At 68.7% G+C, this 16,112-nt stretch carries 15 protein-coding genes, 1 tRNA gene and 1 riboswitch; of the genes, 7 read left to right on the forward strand and 9 right to left on the reverse strand.

Translation table 11 applies throughout. The annotated features are described in order from the left end of the window. Positions 1 to 10 precede the first annotated feature (10 nt). Both glyA and ACPWT1_RS13840 read right to left on the reverse strand, forming a co-directional pair. Complete coding sequence (gene glyA, locus ACPWT1_RS13835; protein WP_427911753.1) at positions 11 to 1,255, reverse strand: serine hydroxymethyltransferase; 1,245 nt, start codon at positions 1,253 to 1,255, stop codon at positions 11 to 13. Positions 1,256 to 1,293: 38 nt separating this feature from the next. Then, positions 1,294 to 1,443: riboswitch (ZMP/ZTP riboswitch) on the reverse strand. A 17-nt stretch (positions 1,444 to 1,460) separates the two neighbouring features. Continuing rightward, entirely contained in the window at positions 1,461 to 2,288 is an 828-nt protein-coding gene (locus tag ACPWT1_RS13840; protein WP_427911754.1) for a transglycosylase SLT domain-containing protein, read from the reverse strand. Positions 2,289 to 2,970: 682 nt separating this feature from the next. Between ACPWT1_RS13840 and ACPWT1_RS13845 the strand changes: the two genes are divergently transcribed. Beyond that, complete coding sequence (locus ACPWT1_RS13845; RefSeq protein WP_427911755.1) at positions 2,971 to 5,667, forward strand: DUF349 domain-containing protein; 2,697 nt, start codon at positions 2,971 to 2,973, stop codon at positions 5,665 to 5,667. Positions 5,668 to 5,694: 27 nt separating this feature from the next. Here ACPWT1_RS13845 and ACPWT1_RS13850 read toward each other — a convergent pair whose 3' ends face one another. The 5 genes from ACPWT1_RS13850 to ACPWT1_RS13870 form a co-directional block, all read right to left on the reverse strand. Then, on the reverse strand, positions 5,695 to 6,459 hold the full coding sequence (locus tag ACPWT1_RS13850) for a zinc-dependent peptidase (RefSeq protein ID WP_427911756.1): 765 nt from the start codon (positions 6,457 to 6,459) through the stop codon (positions 5,695 to 5,697). Further along, positions 6,459 to 7,223, reverse strand: coding sequence for a UDP-2,3-diacylglucosamine diphosphatase (locus ACPWT1_RS13855; protein ID WP_427911757.1), 765 nt, complete (start codon positions 7,221 to 7,223; stop codon positions 6,459 to 6,461). Before ACPWT1_RS13855 ends, ACPWT1_RS13850 begins: the two co-directional genes overlap by 1 nt. 9 nt (positions 7,224 to 7,232) lie before the next feature. Continuing rightward, positions 7,233 to 7,739, reverse strand: coding sequence for a peptidylprolyl isomerase (locus ACPWT1_RS13860; RefSeq protein WP_427915556.1), 507 nt, complete (start codon positions 7,737 to 7,739; stop codon positions 7,233 to 7,235). A gap of 8 nt (positions 7,740 to 7,747) precedes the next feature. Further along, complete coding sequence (locus tag ACPWT1_RS13865) at positions 7,748 to 8,323, reverse strand: peptidylprolyl isomerase (protein ID WP_427911758.1); 576 nt, start codon at positions 8,321 to 8,323, stop codon at positions 7,748 to 7,750. 135 nt (positions 8,324 to 8,458) lie between these two features. Further along, on the reverse strand, positions 8,459 to 9,034 hold the full coding sequence (locus tag ACPWT1_RS13870; protein ID WP_427911759.1) for a tetratricopeptide repeat protein: 576 nt from the start codon (positions 9,032 to 9,034) through the stop codon (positions 8,459 to 8,461). A gap of 122 nt (positions 9,035 to 9,156) precedes the next feature. On the opposite strand from ACPWT1_RS13870, the gene cysS reads away from it, so the two are divergent. The 3 genes from cysS to ACPWT1_RS13885 are packed head-to-tail and all read left to right on the forward strand — an operon-like array spanning position 9,157 to position 12,187. Then, positions 9,157 to 10,533: a cysteine--tRNA ligase gene (gene cysS / locus ACPWT1_RS13875; protein WP_427911760.1), complete on the forward strand. Its 1,377-nt coding sequence runs from the start codon at positions 9,157 to 9,159 to the stop codon at positions 10,531 to 10,533. Continuing rightward, positions 10,530 to 11,180: a DNA-3-methyladenine glycosylase family protein gene (locus tag ACPWT1_RS13880; protein WP_427911761.1), complete on the forward strand. Its 651-nt coding sequence runs from the start codon at positions 10,530 to 10,532 to the stop codon at positions 11,178 to 11,180. Before cysS ends, ACPWT1_RS13880 begins: the two co-directional genes overlap by 4 nt. A gap of 29 nt (positions 11,181 to 11,209) precedes the next feature. Then, entirely contained in the window at positions 11,210 to 12,187 is a 978-nt protein-coding gene (locus ACPWT1_RS13885; protein ID WP_427911762.1) for an acetyl-CoA carboxylase carboxyltransferase subunit alpha, read from the forward strand. Between the two features lie 27 nt (positions 12,188 to 12,214). Here ACPWT1_RS13885 and ACPWT1_RS13890 read toward each other — a convergent pair whose 3' ends face one another. Next, positions 12,215 to 12,454 carry a TonB family protein gene (locus tag ACPWT1_RS13890; protein WP_427911763.1) on the reverse strand — a complete coding sequence of 80 codons (240 nt, stop codon included), beginning with the start codon at positions 12,452 to 12,454 and terminating at the stop codon, positions 12,215 to 12,217. 558 nt (positions 12,455 to 13,012) lie between these two features. On the opposite strand from ACPWT1_RS13890, the gene tilS reads away from it, so the two are divergent. The 3 genes from tilS to ACPWT1_RS13905 all read left to right on the forward strand — a co-directional run bounded on the left by tilS (position 13,013) and on the right by ACPWT1_RS13905 (position 15,465). Then, positions 13,013 to 13,954: a tRNA lysidine(34) synthetase TilS gene (gene tilS, locus ACPWT1_RS13895; protein WP_427911764.1), complete on the forward strand. Its 942-nt coding sequence runs from the start codon at positions 13,013 to 13,015 to the stop codon at positions 13,952 to 13,954. Between the two features lie 79 nt (positions 13,955 to 14,033). After that, on the forward strand, positions 14,034 to 15,302 hold the full coding sequence (locus tag ACPWT1_RS13900; RefSeq protein WP_427911765.1) for an aspartate kinase: 1,269 nt from the start codon (positions 14,034 to 14,036) through the stop codon (positions 15,300 to 15,302). A 70-nt stretch (positions 15,303 to 15,372) separates the two neighbouring features. Next, a tRNA-Ser gene (locus ACPWT1_RS13905) sits at positions 15,373 to 15,465 on the forward strand. A 428-nt stretch (positions 15,466 to 15,893) separates the two neighbouring features. Here the strand turns inward: ACPWT1_RS13905 and ACPWT1_RS13910 are convergent. Further along, a complete protein-coding gene (locus ACPWT1_RS13910; RefSeq protein WP_427911766.1) occupies positions 15,894 to 16,073 on the reverse strand; it encodes a hypothetical protein in 180 nt (59 codons plus the stop codon). Positions 16,074 to 16,112: the final 39 nt, after the last annotated feature.

Genomic DNA, 16,112 nt, shown 5'->3' on the forward strand with positions numbered 1-16,112 from the left:
CGGACGGCCTTCAGCGGTACACCGGGAAGCGGCGGGTCAGGGCGTTCACCCGCTCGCGGACCGCGGCGATGTTGTTCGCGTCGCGCGGCCTGTCCAGCACGTCGGCGATCAGGTTCGCGGTGAGGCGCGCTTCCTCGTCCTTGAAGCCGCGGGTGGTGAGAGCCGGCGTGCCGATGCGCACGCCGCTGGTGACCATCGGCTTTTCCGGATCATTGGGGATCGCGTTCTTGTTGATCGTCATGTGGGCCTGGCCCAGGACAGCCTCGGCTTCCTTGCCGGTGATGCCCTTGGAGCGCAGGTCCACCAGCATCACGTGGCTTTCCGTCCGGCCGCTGACGATGCGCAGTCCGCGCTCGACCAGCGTCTGGGCCACAACCTGCGCGTTCTTCACCACCTGGTGCTGGTAGGCCTTGAACTCGGGCGCCAGCGCCTCCTGGAAAGCCACTGCCTTGGCCGCGATGACGTGCATCAGCGGGCCTCCCTGCAGGCCGGGGAAGATGGCGCTGTTGATCGCCTTCTCGTGGGCGGCCTTCATCAGGATGATGCCGCCGCGCGGGCCGCGCAGGCTCTTGTGGGTGGTGGACGTGACCACGTCGGCGTGCGGCACCGGGTTCGGGTACACGCCGGCGGCGATCAGGCCGGCGTAGTGGGCCATGTCGACCATGAAGATGGCGCCAATCTCGCGCGCCACGCGGGCGAAGCGCTCGAAGTCGATGCGCAGGGCATAGGCGGAGGCTCCCGCGATGATCAGCTTGGGCCGGCTCTCGCGCGCCTTGCGCTCCATAGCGTCGTAGTCGATCTCCTCGCGTTCGTTCAGGCCGTAGGAGACCACGTTGAACCACTTGCCGCTCATGTTCAGCGCCATGCCATGGGTGAGGTGGCCACCCTCCGCCAGGCTCATGCCCATGATGGTGTCGCCGGGCTTGAGGAAGGCCAGGAACACGGCCTCGTTGGCCTGCGCGCCCGAATGCGGCTGCACGTTGGCAGCGTCGGCGCCGAACAGGCGCTTGACCCGGTCGATGGCCAGTTGCTCGGCCACGTCGACGTTCTCGCAGCCGCCGTAATAGCGCTTGCCGGGGTACCCCTCGGCATATTTGTTGGTGAGCTGGGTGCCCTGGGCGGCCATCACGGCCGGCGAGGCGTAGTTCTCGCTGGCGATCAGCTCGATGTGTTCTTCCTGCCGGCGGTTCTCGGCCACGATGGCGGCCCAGAGCTCGGGATCGGTTTGCTCGATGAGGATGTTGCGGTGGTACATGCGGCAGTCCTTCCAGACATGTGGTCCCTGTGATGCACAAGGGCTGCCCAGGCGAACGGCGGATCGCGAAGAAGACCTGGTGATGCCGTCGCGCGGCGCCGGTCCTGCTCTGCGGCACGCTTCCCAGTGGTGTCCCACGTCAACGCGGGCCGCTCGGCCCGCGCCTATCGCCAGTCGCGTACCGAGGAAGTGTAGCCGAGCGCCCTCAGAGGTTGAGCGCCATCTTGTCCGGGTCGACCGGTGCGGGCACGGCAGCATCGCGCGCCGGTGTCGGAGCCACGGTCCGCAGCACGGCCGGCGGGAGGACGGGCACGGCGCGGCCGGCGGCGACCTGTTGCAGGCGGGCGTGCTCGGCCAGGACCTTGTCGGCGTAGCCGCCGTCGTCGGCCAGCTGGGCTGCGCCCACATAGAACTTCAGGCCGCCCTGCAACGAGCCGGCGCGCTGGATGCATTCCTGCAGCACCTTCACACCGACCCGCAGGTTGGTGACGGGGTCGAAGGCAGCCAGCTTGCCGCCGAAGAACTCGTACTTGTCGCTGTGCACGCCGGTCATCACCTGCATCAGGCCCTGGGCGCCCACCGGGCTCTGGGCGAAGGGGTTGAATCCTGATTCGATGGCCATGACGGCCAAGATCAGGGTGGGGTCGAGCTTGGCCTTGCGGCCGGCTTCGTAGGCCTCGGCCACCAGAGCACTGACCGGCTCCGGGGCGACCCTGTACTTGCGGCTGATCCAGTAAGCCAGGGCGGCCTGTTGCTTGGGCAGGTCCTTCGGGTTGGCGGCCGTGGCACGGTCCACAGCATCGAGTTCGGGCACCATCCCCAGGGCCTCCACCTGCCGGGCCTGCAGCCACGACATGAGCTGGGCTTCACCGGCTTGCCGCAGGTCGGGCCGGGCCACCAGCATGGACAGGGCGAGCACCACGGCCACGCCGACCAGGGCCAGGCCGCTATGGCTGATCTCGAAGAAGCCGGAAGCCACATCGGACGTGAAGGTCCGCAGGGCGTTGGCGACTCTCTTTCCAGGCGCTGTCATCGCATTCTCCTTTCGTCGAAGGGGGCCGGCCTTGGCCCTCAAGGGGCGGGGCGCCGGCTCACGTCGTGATTGGGTCCGTCGATCGAACCGGGCTCCTTCAGGCCAGCAGCATTCGTCGCGGTTGCCGGATTCGGCAGCGGTCCCTGGCAACGACCGGATCCGGTCTGGCTCAGGAACAGGCGGATTCTAGGAAGCCGCCAAATAACCCGTCAAGGATAAAGAATCAATTTCTTATGCTGATCCGTATGTTACTTGATGTGAGAGTGGCCGAGTTGGGGCCTTCGCGAATGTAGGACGGGCGCTCCGTTTGGCGTCGGTCTCAAGGCGCCGCTGGCCTTATCGCAGCCAGAGGCGCCATTGAAACTTCGCATTGGCATTCAGCCGTGACGGCCGTTAACTTACGGCCACCCGAGCGATCGGGCCCGAACCGGAGCGGTGCCTTGGCACCGTTCCGGTCCTTCCTGGGGGCAATCCCTTGTCCCCGGTGCCGCAAGGACGATGAAGCTCCGCGCGGCACGATTGACGGCCGGACTCGAGCCGCCGTCGAGCCCGGCAGACTGGTGCAAGCCGCCTGCCGGGCTTTCTCGTTCGAGGCTCCGAAACCCGCCCCCCGCAATCGCGGCGAGAATACGGCCCGGCCCCCGCGAATGCGAGGGCGTGTTTTTTTCCGAACCAGACGTCCGTGACCCAAGCCAGTCTCAAATCTCCCGACACCCAGGCGCTCGACGCGCTGACCCGGGGCGCCTTCTCCGCGCCCACTTCCGGCGAGCGCGCCGCCCGGGTTCGCGAGTGGCTCCAGGGCGACCCTAGTCCTGAGCAGATGCAGGAGGTCTACCGGGAGTTGAGCGGCCGGGACAAGGGCGCGGCCAAGCTGTTGCGCGAGCGGCTCGACGAGATCAAGCGCACCAAGGGCCAGGAGGCGATCGGCGCCGAATGGGCCCAGAAGGCCGAAGCACTGCTGGCCATGCCGCGGGTGAACATCGCCGATGCGATGGCCTGGCAGCGTGATGCCGCCAAGGCGGGCGCGCCGCTCAGTCGCGAGCCGCTGGCCTCGCTGAAGGGCCGGTTGGCCGACCGCATCCGCGGCATTGAGGACCTGCAGCACCGGGTGCAGGTGCAGCGCGAAGCCGCCGTGCTGCTGGCGCAGCGCATCGAGGTGCTGTCGACCAAGTCGTGGCGCGATGCGCAAGCGGCGGCCGACGCATTGCGAACCGACGTGCCCGAGTGGCAGGGCCAGGCGCAGGCGCTGGTCGCGGACCCCAACTGGCCGAGCGTCGACACCCGGTTCCCGCCGCTGCTGGACGCGTCGCGCAACCAGCTGCAGGTGGTCTGGGACGCTTTCCAGAGTGCACTGGCGCAAGCCGCCGCGGCCGACGCCGATCCGGCCGCGCCGCTGCCGCCGGTGCCGGTCTGGGCCGACGAATTGCGGGCGGCGCGTGGCCTGCCGGTCGAAGTGCCGGCCAAGCCCTCGCGGCCCAAGGTCGATCCCGAGCAGCGGGCCAAGGCCAACGAAACCGTGCAGGCCGCGCTGGCCCGGCTCGAACAGGAACTGGCCCAGGGCCGCGGCAAGGGCAGCTCGGGCGCCGCAGCGGCACTCCGGGCTGCGCTCAAGGAGCAGGGCAAGCTGATCGACGACAAGCTGGAGAACCAGGCCCATGCCGTGCTCGCATCCGCGGGCGAGATGGAAGGCTGGCAGCGCTGGCGCGCCGACCAGTTGCGGCAGGAACTGGTCGCCAAGGCCGAAGGTCTGTTCGAGTCCGTTCCGCCTGTGGAAGGGGCGCCCGCCGACCAAGCCGCCGAGCGCAAGCCGCGCTTCGGCGGCCGCAAGATGCAGGAGCAGCTGCGCGCGTTGCGCGAGCAGTGGAAGCAGACCGACCAGGGCGGACCGCCCAACCACGCATTGTGGAAGCGGTTCGACGAGGCGTGCAACGAGGCGCACAAGATCGTCGAAGCCTGGCTGGACAAGGTCAAGGCCGAAGCTGCCGAGCACCGCTCGCAGCGGATCGCGCTGATCGACGAGGTCAAGGCCTGGGCGGCAGGCAACACCAGCGCGCCAGGCGGTGACTGGAAGGCGTTCAACCGCGCCATCCACCAGTTCGAGTCGCGCTGGCGCGAAGCCGGTCACCTGAGCGAGAAGGCCTTCGCCGAACTGCAGCCGCAATGGAAGCAGGCGATCCAGGCCGCCGAGGCGCCGCTCGCGGCCGTGCAGAAGGCGAGCCTCGAGCGCCGGCACGCAATGATCGAGGAGGCCAAGGTGCTGGGCGCCGCGCCGCAATTGCGCATCGACGCCATCAAGGCGCTGCAGCAGCGTTGGCAGGCCGAAGCGCAGGGCGTGCCGCTGGACAGGAAGCACGAACAGAAACTCTGGGATGCGTTCCGCAAGCCGATCGACGAAGCCTTCCAGCGCAAGACCACGGAGCGCGAGCGGGCTGCCAGCGCGCTGAGCGAACGTGACCGGGTCGTGCTCGAAGCCTCCAAGGCACTGGAAGCCGCCAACGCCGGCGGCGACGCCAACAAGATCCGCGCCGCGATGGCCGCGCTCGACGCCGCCCTGAAGGGGCAGGCGCAGGCGCAGGCCGACAAGGCGCGTGCCGATGCACAGGCCGGGGAGGCAGCACCGGCGCCGGCAGCCGAAGGCGTGCCCGCGTCCGAAGGCGGCGAAGCCGCTGCGCCGGCCGCCGAAGCCGCGCCGGCACCAGAGACGCCCAAGCCCACGCCCAAGCCCGTCATCGCCATGCGCGGTGATGATCGGCCCGGGATGAAGAAAGCCGAGCCCGCGCCCATGGGTCGCGGTGGACGTCCGGGCGATCGTCGCTCGGGACCGGGCGCCGGGGGGCAGGGCCGCTTCGGCGATCGCAACGACAGGGGCCGCGACGGCCGGCCGCCGCGCTTTGGCGACCGCCCGGACGAGGACCGAGGTCCGCGGCTCGGCGACGTGGCCTTCCGGGCCCAACGCGAGGCGCTCGAGCACGCGCAGCAGGCGCTGCGCAAGCTGGCCGCGCAGGCCCACGGCGAAGCGTTGACGCAGTTGCTGTCGGCCTGGGAGCAGCGCTCCCCCGACCAGGTGCCCAGCCAGACCGAGCTGGGGCGTGCCGTCACGCCTGCCCTGCGAGGCAGCTGGACGAAGGCACTGCAGGCCACCCCGGCTGGTTCACCCGCCGAGGCGCTGCTGCGCCTTGAGATTGCGGCGGATGTGCCGACGCCGGCCGACCAGATCAGCGCGCGCCGCATGCTGCAGCTGCAGTTGCTCACGCGCCGCAACGATCCCGCACCGGCCCAGACGTGGGGCGAGGACACCGCCCGCGTGCTGGCGACGGCGCACGATGCAGGTGTCGCGCGCCGCCTGCAGAACGCGTTGAAGGTCTTGCTGCGGGCGTGACGAAGCCGGGCGCTCGCCCGGCGCGCTTCAGAGCAGGCTGGGGTCGCGCCGGAAGAACGCGTCGAACAGCGTCAGCAGGTCCGGGAACTCGGAGCCGAACCGCTCCCGGTTCACGAAGTAGGCCTCGCCGGTGACGGCGAAGAACTCGCCGGGGTTCTCGGCGGCATACGCATCCAGCCATGGTGGCTCGCCACCGAAGCGCTGCGCGATCACCACCTGCTCGCGAAACTGTTCGTACGCGAGCTGCATGGTTGCGGTCCACGCGTTGCGCAAGCGGCCGGACAGGGGCGGACAGCCATCGGGGGCGCCGTCGCGCATGTCGATCTTGTGGATGAACTCGTGCACCACGACGTTGTATCCCTGGGCTGCGGACGTGCCGGCGGCCTGCACGTCGCGCCAGCTGAGCATCACCGGGCCGCTCTCCATCGCTTCCCCCGCGAGCACCTCCTCCCATTCGTGCACGACGCCGGCGTCGTCCTGTGCCTTGCGCCGTGCCACTACCTGGTCGGGATGGACGACGATGGTGACGAAGTCGTCATACCAGCGCAGTCCCAGATGCAGAACTGGTAGCACGGCCTGCGCCGAGATCGCGACGGCCATGGCGTCGGTGATCGCCAGTCCCTGGGCCCCATGGAACTGCTTGTCGGCCAGGAAGCGCGCGGCCAGCAATCGAAGGCGCATCGCCGCTGCTGCCGTCGATTGCTGCAGGAACGGGTAGTCCGCCAGCACGGACTGCCACAGCGCATCGGGGATCGGAGGCGGCAGCCGCCGCCTGCGCCACCAGTCGAGCATCAGCGCAGCGGCAGGCGGCGCGCGCCCTCGGGCGTCAGCCGCAGCACTTCGCCGCGCGGGGGCGTGGCGCCCAGGTCCCAGTCGCTGAGCACGATGCGTCGATGGCTCGCATCCAGCATCTGGTCGCCGGGCCGGTGTGTGTGGCCGTGCACCAGCGTGTCGGCATGGGCGGCGGCGAGCCAGGCGAGGGCTTCGTCCCGGTCCACGTCGGCATACGTTGCACCGGAGCGCTTGCGCGAGTCGCTCTCGGTGCGCAGTGCCTGCGCGATGCGTTGCCGCGCGGCCAGCGGCTGCGCCAGGAACTCACGCTGCCACGCCGACGCGCGCACCATGGCGCGGAACTGCAGGTACTCGGTGTCGCCCAGGCACAGCGCATCGCCATGCGACAGCAGCCAGCGATGGCCGCCGAAAGCGAGCACCGTGGGATCCTGCAGCAGGCGCACCCCGGTGTCGCCGGCGAAATCGTCGGCGACCAGGAAGTCGCGATTGCCATGCAGGAAGAACACCGGACGGCGCGCGGCTGCGGCCCGCAGCACTTGGACACAGTCGGCTTCGAAGCCGGGAACGCGTGCGACGTCGTCTCCGGGCCAAGCCTCGAACAGGTCGCCGAGGATGACGATCGCATCGGCGTCGCAGGACGCCATGAACGCACGCCAGGCTGCGAAGGTCGCCGGCTCGGACGCCTGCAGGTGCAGGTCGGAGATGCAGTCCACCGCGCGCCAGCTGGGGCCGGCCGCCAGTTCGGCGACGGGTGGAGCGGACACGGCCAGCCGCTAGACGGCGACTGCCTTCTCGATCACCACGTCCTGCGCGGGCACGTCGTCGTGCATGCCCTTGCGGCCGGTCTTCACGCCCGCGATGCGGTCGACCACGTCGTTGCCACCCACCACCTTGCCGAACACGGCATAGCCCCAACCCTGGCCGCTGGGCGCCGTGTGGTTCAGGAAGGCGTTGTCGGCGACGTTGATGAAGAACTGCGCCGTGGCCGAATGCGGGTCGCTGGTGCGCGCCATGGCGACGGTGTAGTGCTGGTTCTTCAGGCCGTTGCGCGCCTCGTTCTCGATCGGCGCGTCGGTGCCCTTCTGCTGCATGCCGGGCACGAACCCACCGCCCTGGACCATGAAGCCGGGAATGACGCGGTGGAAGATGGTGCCGTCGTAGTGGCCCTTCTTCACGTACGACAGGAAGTTGGCAACGGTCTTGGGCGCCTTGGCCTCGTCGAGTTCGAGGGTGATGACGCCTTGGCCGGCGATGTGCAGTTCGACCTTGGGATTCGGCATGGCTTGGGTCACTTCACGAGCGTGGCCGACTTGATGACGACCGGGGTGGTTGGGACGTTCTGGTGCATGCCGGAATTGCCGGTGGGCACCATGCGGATCTTGTCGACGACATCCATGCCCGAGACGACCTTGCCGAACACGGCGTAGCCGTGGCCATCGGGCGAGGGGGCATTCAGGCGCGGATTGTCGACGACGTTGATGAAGAACTGGCCGGTGGCCGAATTGGGATCGGCCGTGCGCGCCATCGCGAGCGTGCCGCGGGTGTTCTTCAGGTCGGGGCGGGTCTCCAGCGGGATGGGGGGCCGCGTGATCTTCTCCTGCATGTCGGGCCCGAAGCCGCCGCCCTGGATCATGAAGCCGGGAATCACGCGGTGAAAGATCGTGCCGTCGTAGTGCTTGTCGCGCACGTACTGCAGGAAGTTGGCCGCCGTCTTCGGCGCCTTGTCCGAATAGACCTCGACCACGATGTCGCCCAGCGTGGTGCTCAGTTTGACGCGCGGCGCCTCTTCGGCCCACGCGCTCGGGAGGGCAGCCACGGCAAGGGCCAGTGCCGCGACGGCGCGGCGCGAGACAAGGGTCGTCAACCGATCACTCCTTCGAAGATCTTCCACTGCGATTCCCTGGCGCATCCGATGCTGGCGCCCGATGGGCCGGATCGGCGCCCGCGGGCTCCTCGCCAAAGGTTACCACCAGGACTCGGTCCCAGCGGCCGAGTCGACCTAGCGCGTGCCGGCAGCGGAGGCCGCCGGCGCAGGACGGTCGGCGCGGGCGCCCGGTGCGAACAGTTCGCCGATCAGCGCCAGCTTGGGCTGCACGGTGGTGTTGCCACGATCGAGTTGCAGGGCCCGGCTGTAGGCCTGGCTGGCCAGCTTGGCATAGACGTCGCCGAGGTTCTCATGTGCCGTGGCGTAGCTGGGGTTGATGCGGATCGCCATCTCGAGCGCGGAACGGGCCTTGTCGAACTGGCCCTGGCCCGCGTACAGGGCCGCGAGGTTGTTGTACGGCTCGGGCAGTTCCGGATAGTCCTCGGTGAGCTTGGTGAACACTGAGACGGCGTCGGCCGTGTTGCCCTGCTCGGTGAGGATCACGCCGCGCAGAAAGCGCATCTGCGGGTCGCGAGGCTTGCCGGCGAGGTACCGGTCGGCCCGTGCCAATGCCTCGGATGGCTTGCCCTGCCGCAGCAACTGGGTCACGTCGGCGTACTCGTCGGCCTGTGCGAGGCTGCTGACGGCCAACGCCGCCACGACGGCGACCATGCGCAGGTTGCGCCGGCAAAGAAGACCGAAGGACGCCATGGACTGCCTCGAGGAATGCGCCGGGAGCAGGCCCGACAGGGCTATATACTGCGGCCGATTGTACCGGGCACCTCGACAACAGCCGCTCGAAGAACAAGCATCCGCCCGGACCCGAATTCCCCATGAGCCTGCGCATCTACAACACGCTGTCGCGTGCCCTGGAGGACTTCGCTCCCATCGAGCCGGGCCAGGTGCGCATGTACGTGTGCGGCGTCACCGTGTACGACCGTCCGCACATCGGCAACCTGCGGTCCGCAGTCGCCTTCGACGTGGTGCGACGCTGGCTCGAGGCCAGCGGCCTGCGGGTGGATTTCGTGCGCAACATCACGGACATCGACGACAAGATGATCCGGCGCGCGGTCGACAACGGTGAACCCGTGCGGGCGCTCGCCGAGCGCATGACGGCGCTGATGTACGCCGACTACGACGCGCTGGGCATCCTTCGCCCCACGCACGACCCGCGCGCGACCGACTTCATTCCGCAGATGCTCGAGATCGTGCAGCTGCTCGAGGGCCGCAAGCTCGCGTACCGGGCCGACAACGGCGACGTGAATTTCTCGGTCCGCGGCCTCGGCGGCTACGGCAAGCTCTCGGGCAAGTCGCTCGACCAGCTGCGTGCCGGCGAGCGGGTTGCAGTGGCGGAGGACAAGCACGACCCGCTGGACTTCGTGTTGTGGAAAGGCGCCAAGCCGACGGAACCTGCGGACGCGAGGTGGGACAGCCCTTACGGTACCGGGCGGCCCGGCTGGCACATCGAGTGCTCGGCGATGGCTCGCTCGATCCTCGGGCAGCCGATCGACATCCACGGCGGCGGCATCGACCTCATCTTCCCGCACCACGAGAACGAGATCGCGCAGAGCGAAGGGGCCTTCGGTGCGCCGTTGGCGAAGTACTGGATGCACAACGGCTTCCTGAACATCGACGGCGAGAAGATGTCCAAGTCGCTGGGCAACTTCTTCTCGCTGCCCGAGGTGCTGCAGCACTACGACCCGCAGACCGTCCGCTTCTTCCTCGTGCGCGGGCATTACCGTAGCGAGCTCGGGTGGAGCGACAAGCACCTGGACGACGCACGCGCGGGCCTCCGGCGTCTGTACACCGCACTGGGTACCGTCGAGGCGCGCGAGGCTGCCATCGACTGGACGCAGCCGCATGCGGCGCGCTTCAAGGCCGCGATGGACAACGACTTCGGCACGCCGGAGGCGGTCGCCGTGCTGTTCGACCTGGCCGCGGACGTGAACCGCACCAGGTCGCCGCAGCTCGCGGGTCTGCTGAAGGCGCTGGGTGGCACGCTGGGCATCCTGCAGGACGACCCGCAGGCATTCCTGCGCGCCGGCTCGACGCTGGACGAGGCGACCATCCAGCAGCGGATCGCGCAGCGCGCCGCGGCCAAGCAGGCCCGCAACTTCGCGGAAGCCGACCGGATCCGCGACGAGCTGCTGGGGCAGGGCATCGTGCTGAAGGACTCGCCGACGGGCACCACCTGGGAAGCCGCGGCGTGAGCGACACCACCGGCTCGCCCGTCGAACCCGCGCGGCCCGACTACTGGCCAGAGGCCTGCCGCCACCTGGCGCGCAAGGACCGGGTGATGAAGCGGTTGATCCCGCAGTTCGGCGATGCCTGCCTGCAGTCGCGTGGCGACGCGTTCACGACGCTGGCGCGCAGCATCGTGGGCCAGCAGATCTCGGTGAAGGCGGCGCAGAGCGTGTGGGACCGGTTCGCGCGGCTGCCCCGCAAGATGGCGCCCCCGAACGTGCTCAAGCTCAAGGTCGACGACATGCGGCAGGCGGGACTGTCGGCACGCAAGATCGAATACCTGGTCGACCTGGCCCTGCATTTCGATTCGGGCGCCATCCACGTGGACGCGTGGAAGGCGATGAGCGACGAGGAGATCATCGCGGAGCTGGTGGGCATCCGTGGCATCGGCCGCTGGACCGCCGAGATGTTCCTGATCTTCCATCTGATGCGGCCCAACGTGCTTCCGCTCGACGACGTCGGCCTCATCACCGGCATCAGCCGCAACTATTTCTCCGGCGACCCCGTGAGCCGCAGCGAGGCCCGCGAGGTGGCCGCGGCGTGGGAGCCATATTGCAGCGTGGCCACTTGGTATATTTGGCGCTCGCTCGACCCCCTGCCCGTGGAGTATTGACGGGTCTCAAGAACAGAGGAGCTCTCGCCTTGGCGAAAAGAACATTCCTGGATTTCGAGCAGCCGATCGCCGAACTCGAAACCAAGATCGACGAACTGCGTTACGTGCAGACCGAGTCCGCCGTCGACATCTCCGAGGAGATCGACCAGCTCTCCAAGAAGAGCCAGCAGCTGACGAAGGACATCTACAGCCAGCTCACCCCGTGGCAGATCACCAAGATCGCGCGCCACCAGGAGCGGCCGTACACGCTCGACTACGTCAGCGAGATCTTCACCGACTTCGTCGAGCTGCATGGCGACCGCCATTTCGCCGATGACCTGTCCATCGTCGGCGGCCTGGCGCGCTTCAACGGCTCGCCCTGCATGGTGCTGGGCCACCAGAAGGGCCGCGACACCAAGGAGCGTGCCGCGCGCAACTTCGGCATGAGCCGTCCCGAGGGCTACCGCAAGGCGCTGCGCCTGATGAAGACCGCGGAGAAGTTCAAGCTGCCGGTCTTCACCTTCGTCGACACGCCGGGCGCCTATCCCGGCATCGACGCCGAGGAGCGCGGCCAGTCCGAGGCCATCGGCCGCAACATCTTCGAGATGGCGCAGCTGGAAGTGCCGATCCTCACCACCGTGATCGGCGAGGGCGGCTCCGGGGGCGCGCTGGCGATCTCGGTCGCCGACCAGGTGCTGATGCTGCAGTACTCGGTGTACTCCGTGATCAGCCCGGAAGGCTGCGCCTCCATCCTCTGGAAGACATCGGACAAGGCGCAGGACGCCGCCGATGCGATGGGCATCACGGCGCATCGCCTGAAGGCGCTCGGCCTCGTCGACAAGATCGTCAACGAGCCCGTGGGCGGCGCGCATCGCGACCACAAGCAGATGGCCGCGTTCCTCAAGCGGGCGTTGAACGACGCCTGGCGCCAGGTGGCGGACCTCAAGACACGCGAGCTGCTGGATCGCCGCTACGAGCGCCTGCAAAGCTACGGGCGCTTCTCGGACACCAAGGCGGAAGCCCGCTGAGCAAGCAGGGGCGTGACGCCCCTGCGGTCAATTCGCGTCGGGTTCGAAGACGAGCTCCACCTCGGTGGGGCGCGTCTCGCCGATCGGCTGGAAGCGCCAGCCGGCCACCGCCGCCACCGACGCCGAGTTGAGCTTGCGGTTGGTGCTGGACAGCACCTGCACGTCGGCGGTGGTGCCATCCGGCTTCACCGCGAATCCCACCTTGACGATGCCTTCGGGCTGCTCGCGGCGCAGTGCGGCGGGCAGCACCGGCGCGTCCTGCTTCACAGCGACGAGCGGCAATGGTGGCGGCGGTGCTGGCGGCGTCGATACAGCTGCCACCGCTGAGGCAGGCGCGTTTGCCGGTGCAGCCGCCAGCTCGGGCTTCACCTGCTCGGAAGGTGCCGGAGAGGTCGCGGGTACTTGCGACACGGCCGGTGCAACAGGTGCCCCTGCGGTGCTGCGAATCGCAGGTGCCGCAGGTGCCGAAGGTGCTGCAGCCGTTGCGGGGGCAACAGGTGGCGGCGCCTTCTTCGGTGCCGCCTTGCGTGCCGGCTCGGCGTTCTGCAGGATCATCCGGAAGGGCCCGAGGGCCTGGCGTCGCGCTGCCTCGCTCGGCGCGCCGTCCGTGGCCCCGGATTGCGCCATCGCGGGCACCGTGGCCGCCGCCATGGCAGCCAATGCGACCACGCGAATGCGCCAGGCGTGGCACCACCCGGCTGGATCTCCTCGGACCATTCGCTCGCTCCGTTGTTGCTGTTGTTTGATGGCGCGCAAGTCTACGGGCGTGCATCGCAGGCCCGGCACTAGGGATTGCGCGCAGCGCCTGCGGATAATCCGACAGCCATGAACGACCGCCTCGTTGCAGCCCTGACCGCATGCGCGCCGCGCCTGCCGGTGGGCGTGGCGTTCAGCGGCGGCGCCGACTCGATGGCCCTGCTGGCCATCGCCGCGCGCCACTGGCCCGGGCAGGTGCACGCCTTGCACGTGAACCATGGACTGCAGCAGGCCGCCGAGGATTTCGAGCGGCACTGCGCGAAGGCGTGCGAGCGATGGCGCGTGCCCTTGCATGTGGAGCACGCGAACGCACGCCACGCACCCGGCGACAGTCCCGAGGAAGCGGCCCGGCACGCGCGCTACCGGTCGCTGGCCGCGCTGGCCACGGCGAACGGCCTCGGGGCCGTGCTGCTCGCGCAGCATGCCGACGACCAGGTCGAGACCTTGCTGCTGGCGCTGTCCCGGGGCGCGGGTCTCCCCGGAATGGCCGCCATGCCCGCACGCTTCGAGCGGCATGGCGTCCTCTTCCTGCGTCCGTGGCTCGACGTCCCCGGCGTGGACCTGCGCGCGTGGCTGGCCAGCGAGGGATTGCGCGCCATCGAGGACCCGACCAACAACGACATCCGCTACACGCGCAACCGCATCCGCCACGGCGTGGTGCCTGCATTGGCCGCGGCCTTCCCGCAGTACCGCGAGACCTTCGCGCGCTCGGCCCGCCATGCGGCCCAGGCCCAGGAGCTTCTCGCCGAAGTGGCCGCACAGGACCTCGCGGCGATGCAGGGCGAACCGCGCATCGGTGGACTGCAGGCGCTCTCGCGTGCGCGGCAGGCCAACGTGCTGCGCCACTGGCTCGCCATTCGCCACGCCGCACGCGCGAGCACTGCACAGATGGACGAATTGCTGGACCAGGTGGCCTGCTGCACGACGCGTGGCCACGACGTGAGACTGCGCGTGGGAGATGGCTTCGTGCAACGCCAGGACGATCGTCTCGCCTGGAGCCCATCGGTATAATCCCTAACTTTCGCGCGTGCGGCCCGCACCGGCGGCGCCTCGTGGTTCATCTGCCGCGCACCCTCCCTGGCTTTCTTCCATGGCATTGATCGTTCACAAGTACGGCGGCACGTCGATGGGCTCCACCGAGCGCATCCGCAATGTGGCCAAGCGTGTCGCCAAGTGGGTCCGCGCGGGCCACCAGCTGGTGGTGGTGCCAAGCGCCATGAGTGGCGAGACCAACCGCCTGCTCGGCCTCGCCAAGGAGCTCGCCCCCGCGAAGCAGGGCGACGCCTACCAGCGCGAGCTGGACATGCTGGCCTCCACCGGCGAACAGGTCTCGGTGGGCCTGCTGGCCATCGCGCTGCAGGCCGAGGGCCTCGAGGCGGTCAGCTACGCCGGCTGGCAGGTGCCCGTCCTCACCAACAGCGCCTACACCAAGGCCCGCATCGAATCCATCGACGACGCCAGGGTGCGCGCCGACCTCGAGGCCGGCAAGGTCGTCGTCATCACCGGCTTCCAGGGTGTCGACGCGGGCGGCAACATCACCACGCTGGGCCGCGGCGGCAGCGACACCTCGGCCGTGGCGGTCGCGGCGGCGCTCAAGGCAGCCGAGTGCCTGATCTACACCGATGTCGACGGCGTCTACACCACCGACCCGCGCGTCGTGCCCGAGGCGCGCCGCCTGGCCACGGTGAGCTTCGAGGAAATGCTCGAGATGGCCTCGATGGGATCCAAGGTGCTGCAGATCCGCTCGGTGGAATTCGCCGGCAAGTACCGCGTGCCGCTGCGCGTGCTGTCCAGCTTCACGCCCTGGGACATCCCCATCGACGAGGAGTCCCGCTCGGGCACCCTCATCACCTTCGAGGAAGACGAACAAATGGAACAAGCAGTCGTGTCCGGCATCGCGTTCAACCGCGACGAGGCCAAGGTGTCCATCCTCGGCGTGCCCGACAAGCCCGGCATCGCCTACAACATCCTGGGCGCGGTGGCAGAGGCCAACATCGAGGTCGACGTCATCATCCAGAACATCTCGAAGGACGGGAAGACCGACTTCAGCTTCACCGTGCATCGCAACGACTACGCGCGGACGGTGGACCTGCTCAAGTCCAAGGTCGCGCCGACCCTGGGCACCGACCGCATCGAGGGCGACACGCGCATCTGCAAGGTGAGCATCGTCGGCATCGGCATGCGCAGCCACGTCGGCATCGCGGCCAAGATGTTCCGCGCGCTGTCGGAGGAGGGCATCAACATCCAGATGATCTCCACCAGCGAGATCAAGACCTCGGTCGTGATCGACGAGAAGTACATGGAGCTGGCCGTGCGCGCGCTGCACCGCGCGTTCGACCTGGACCAGCAGCAGGCCTGAGGACAGTCCGTTCGGGCCCTGTCGCAGCGGCCTGAAGAGGCGACCGTTCGGGCATAATTGCCCTCGCGCTGGAAACGTGACCGAGAGGCCGAAGGTGCTCCCCTGCTAAGGGAGTATGCGGTGTAGAGCCGCATCGAGGGTTCGAATCCCTCCGTTTCCGCCACCCACCAAGAAAGCCCGCCTCCGGCGGGCTTTCGCTTTTGTGTGGCGGAAACGGAGGGATGAGGACCCGAGCCAGAGGCGCGTCCCTCACCCTCCGTGCTTTCCCGGGGCAGCTGCCGAGTTGCGCACAAGTCCTACAGCTCAGGTAGACGCATGGCGCGACCATGAAGCTGCAACGGAGGAAGCGCCATGCCCATCGACCACGCGAAGCCATCCTGCAGTCCGTGCAGCCGCAACTGCTACCAGGGCCGGCGGTGCCCGAGGAACGAGAGCGTCCCCGCAGCGTCGTTGAAGGAAGTGCTCGGACGCATCCTGCGTCCCGCCAGGAAGCCCGGTTCCGACAAGCCGTCCGCCTGATCGGCACCAAGGGTCGGCGACCCACGAAAGCAAACGGCCGCCCAAAGGCGGCCGCTCATGGGGCTGGGTGCCTCAGGCGCTGACGCTCTTGCGCGCCACCGCCAGCGTCTGTGCTCCCTTGCTGCTCTGCGCCTTCGCCACACTGGCGGGCCGGCTGGCATTGGCCGGCAGCTGGAGCCCATAGGACGCCGCCGTCACGGCCAGGATCACGGGCAGGCGCTGGAGCATGGAGCTGGTCTTGTTGTCGTTCATCGTCGTACCTCGTACTGCTTGCAAGGCCGGGAGTATCGG

The organism is Ramlibacter sp. MMS24-I3-19, assembly GCF_050320135.1.
Taxonomy (GTDB): domain Bacteria; phylum Pseudomonadota; class Gammaproteobacteria; order Burkholderiales; family Burkholderiaceae_C; genus Ramlibacter.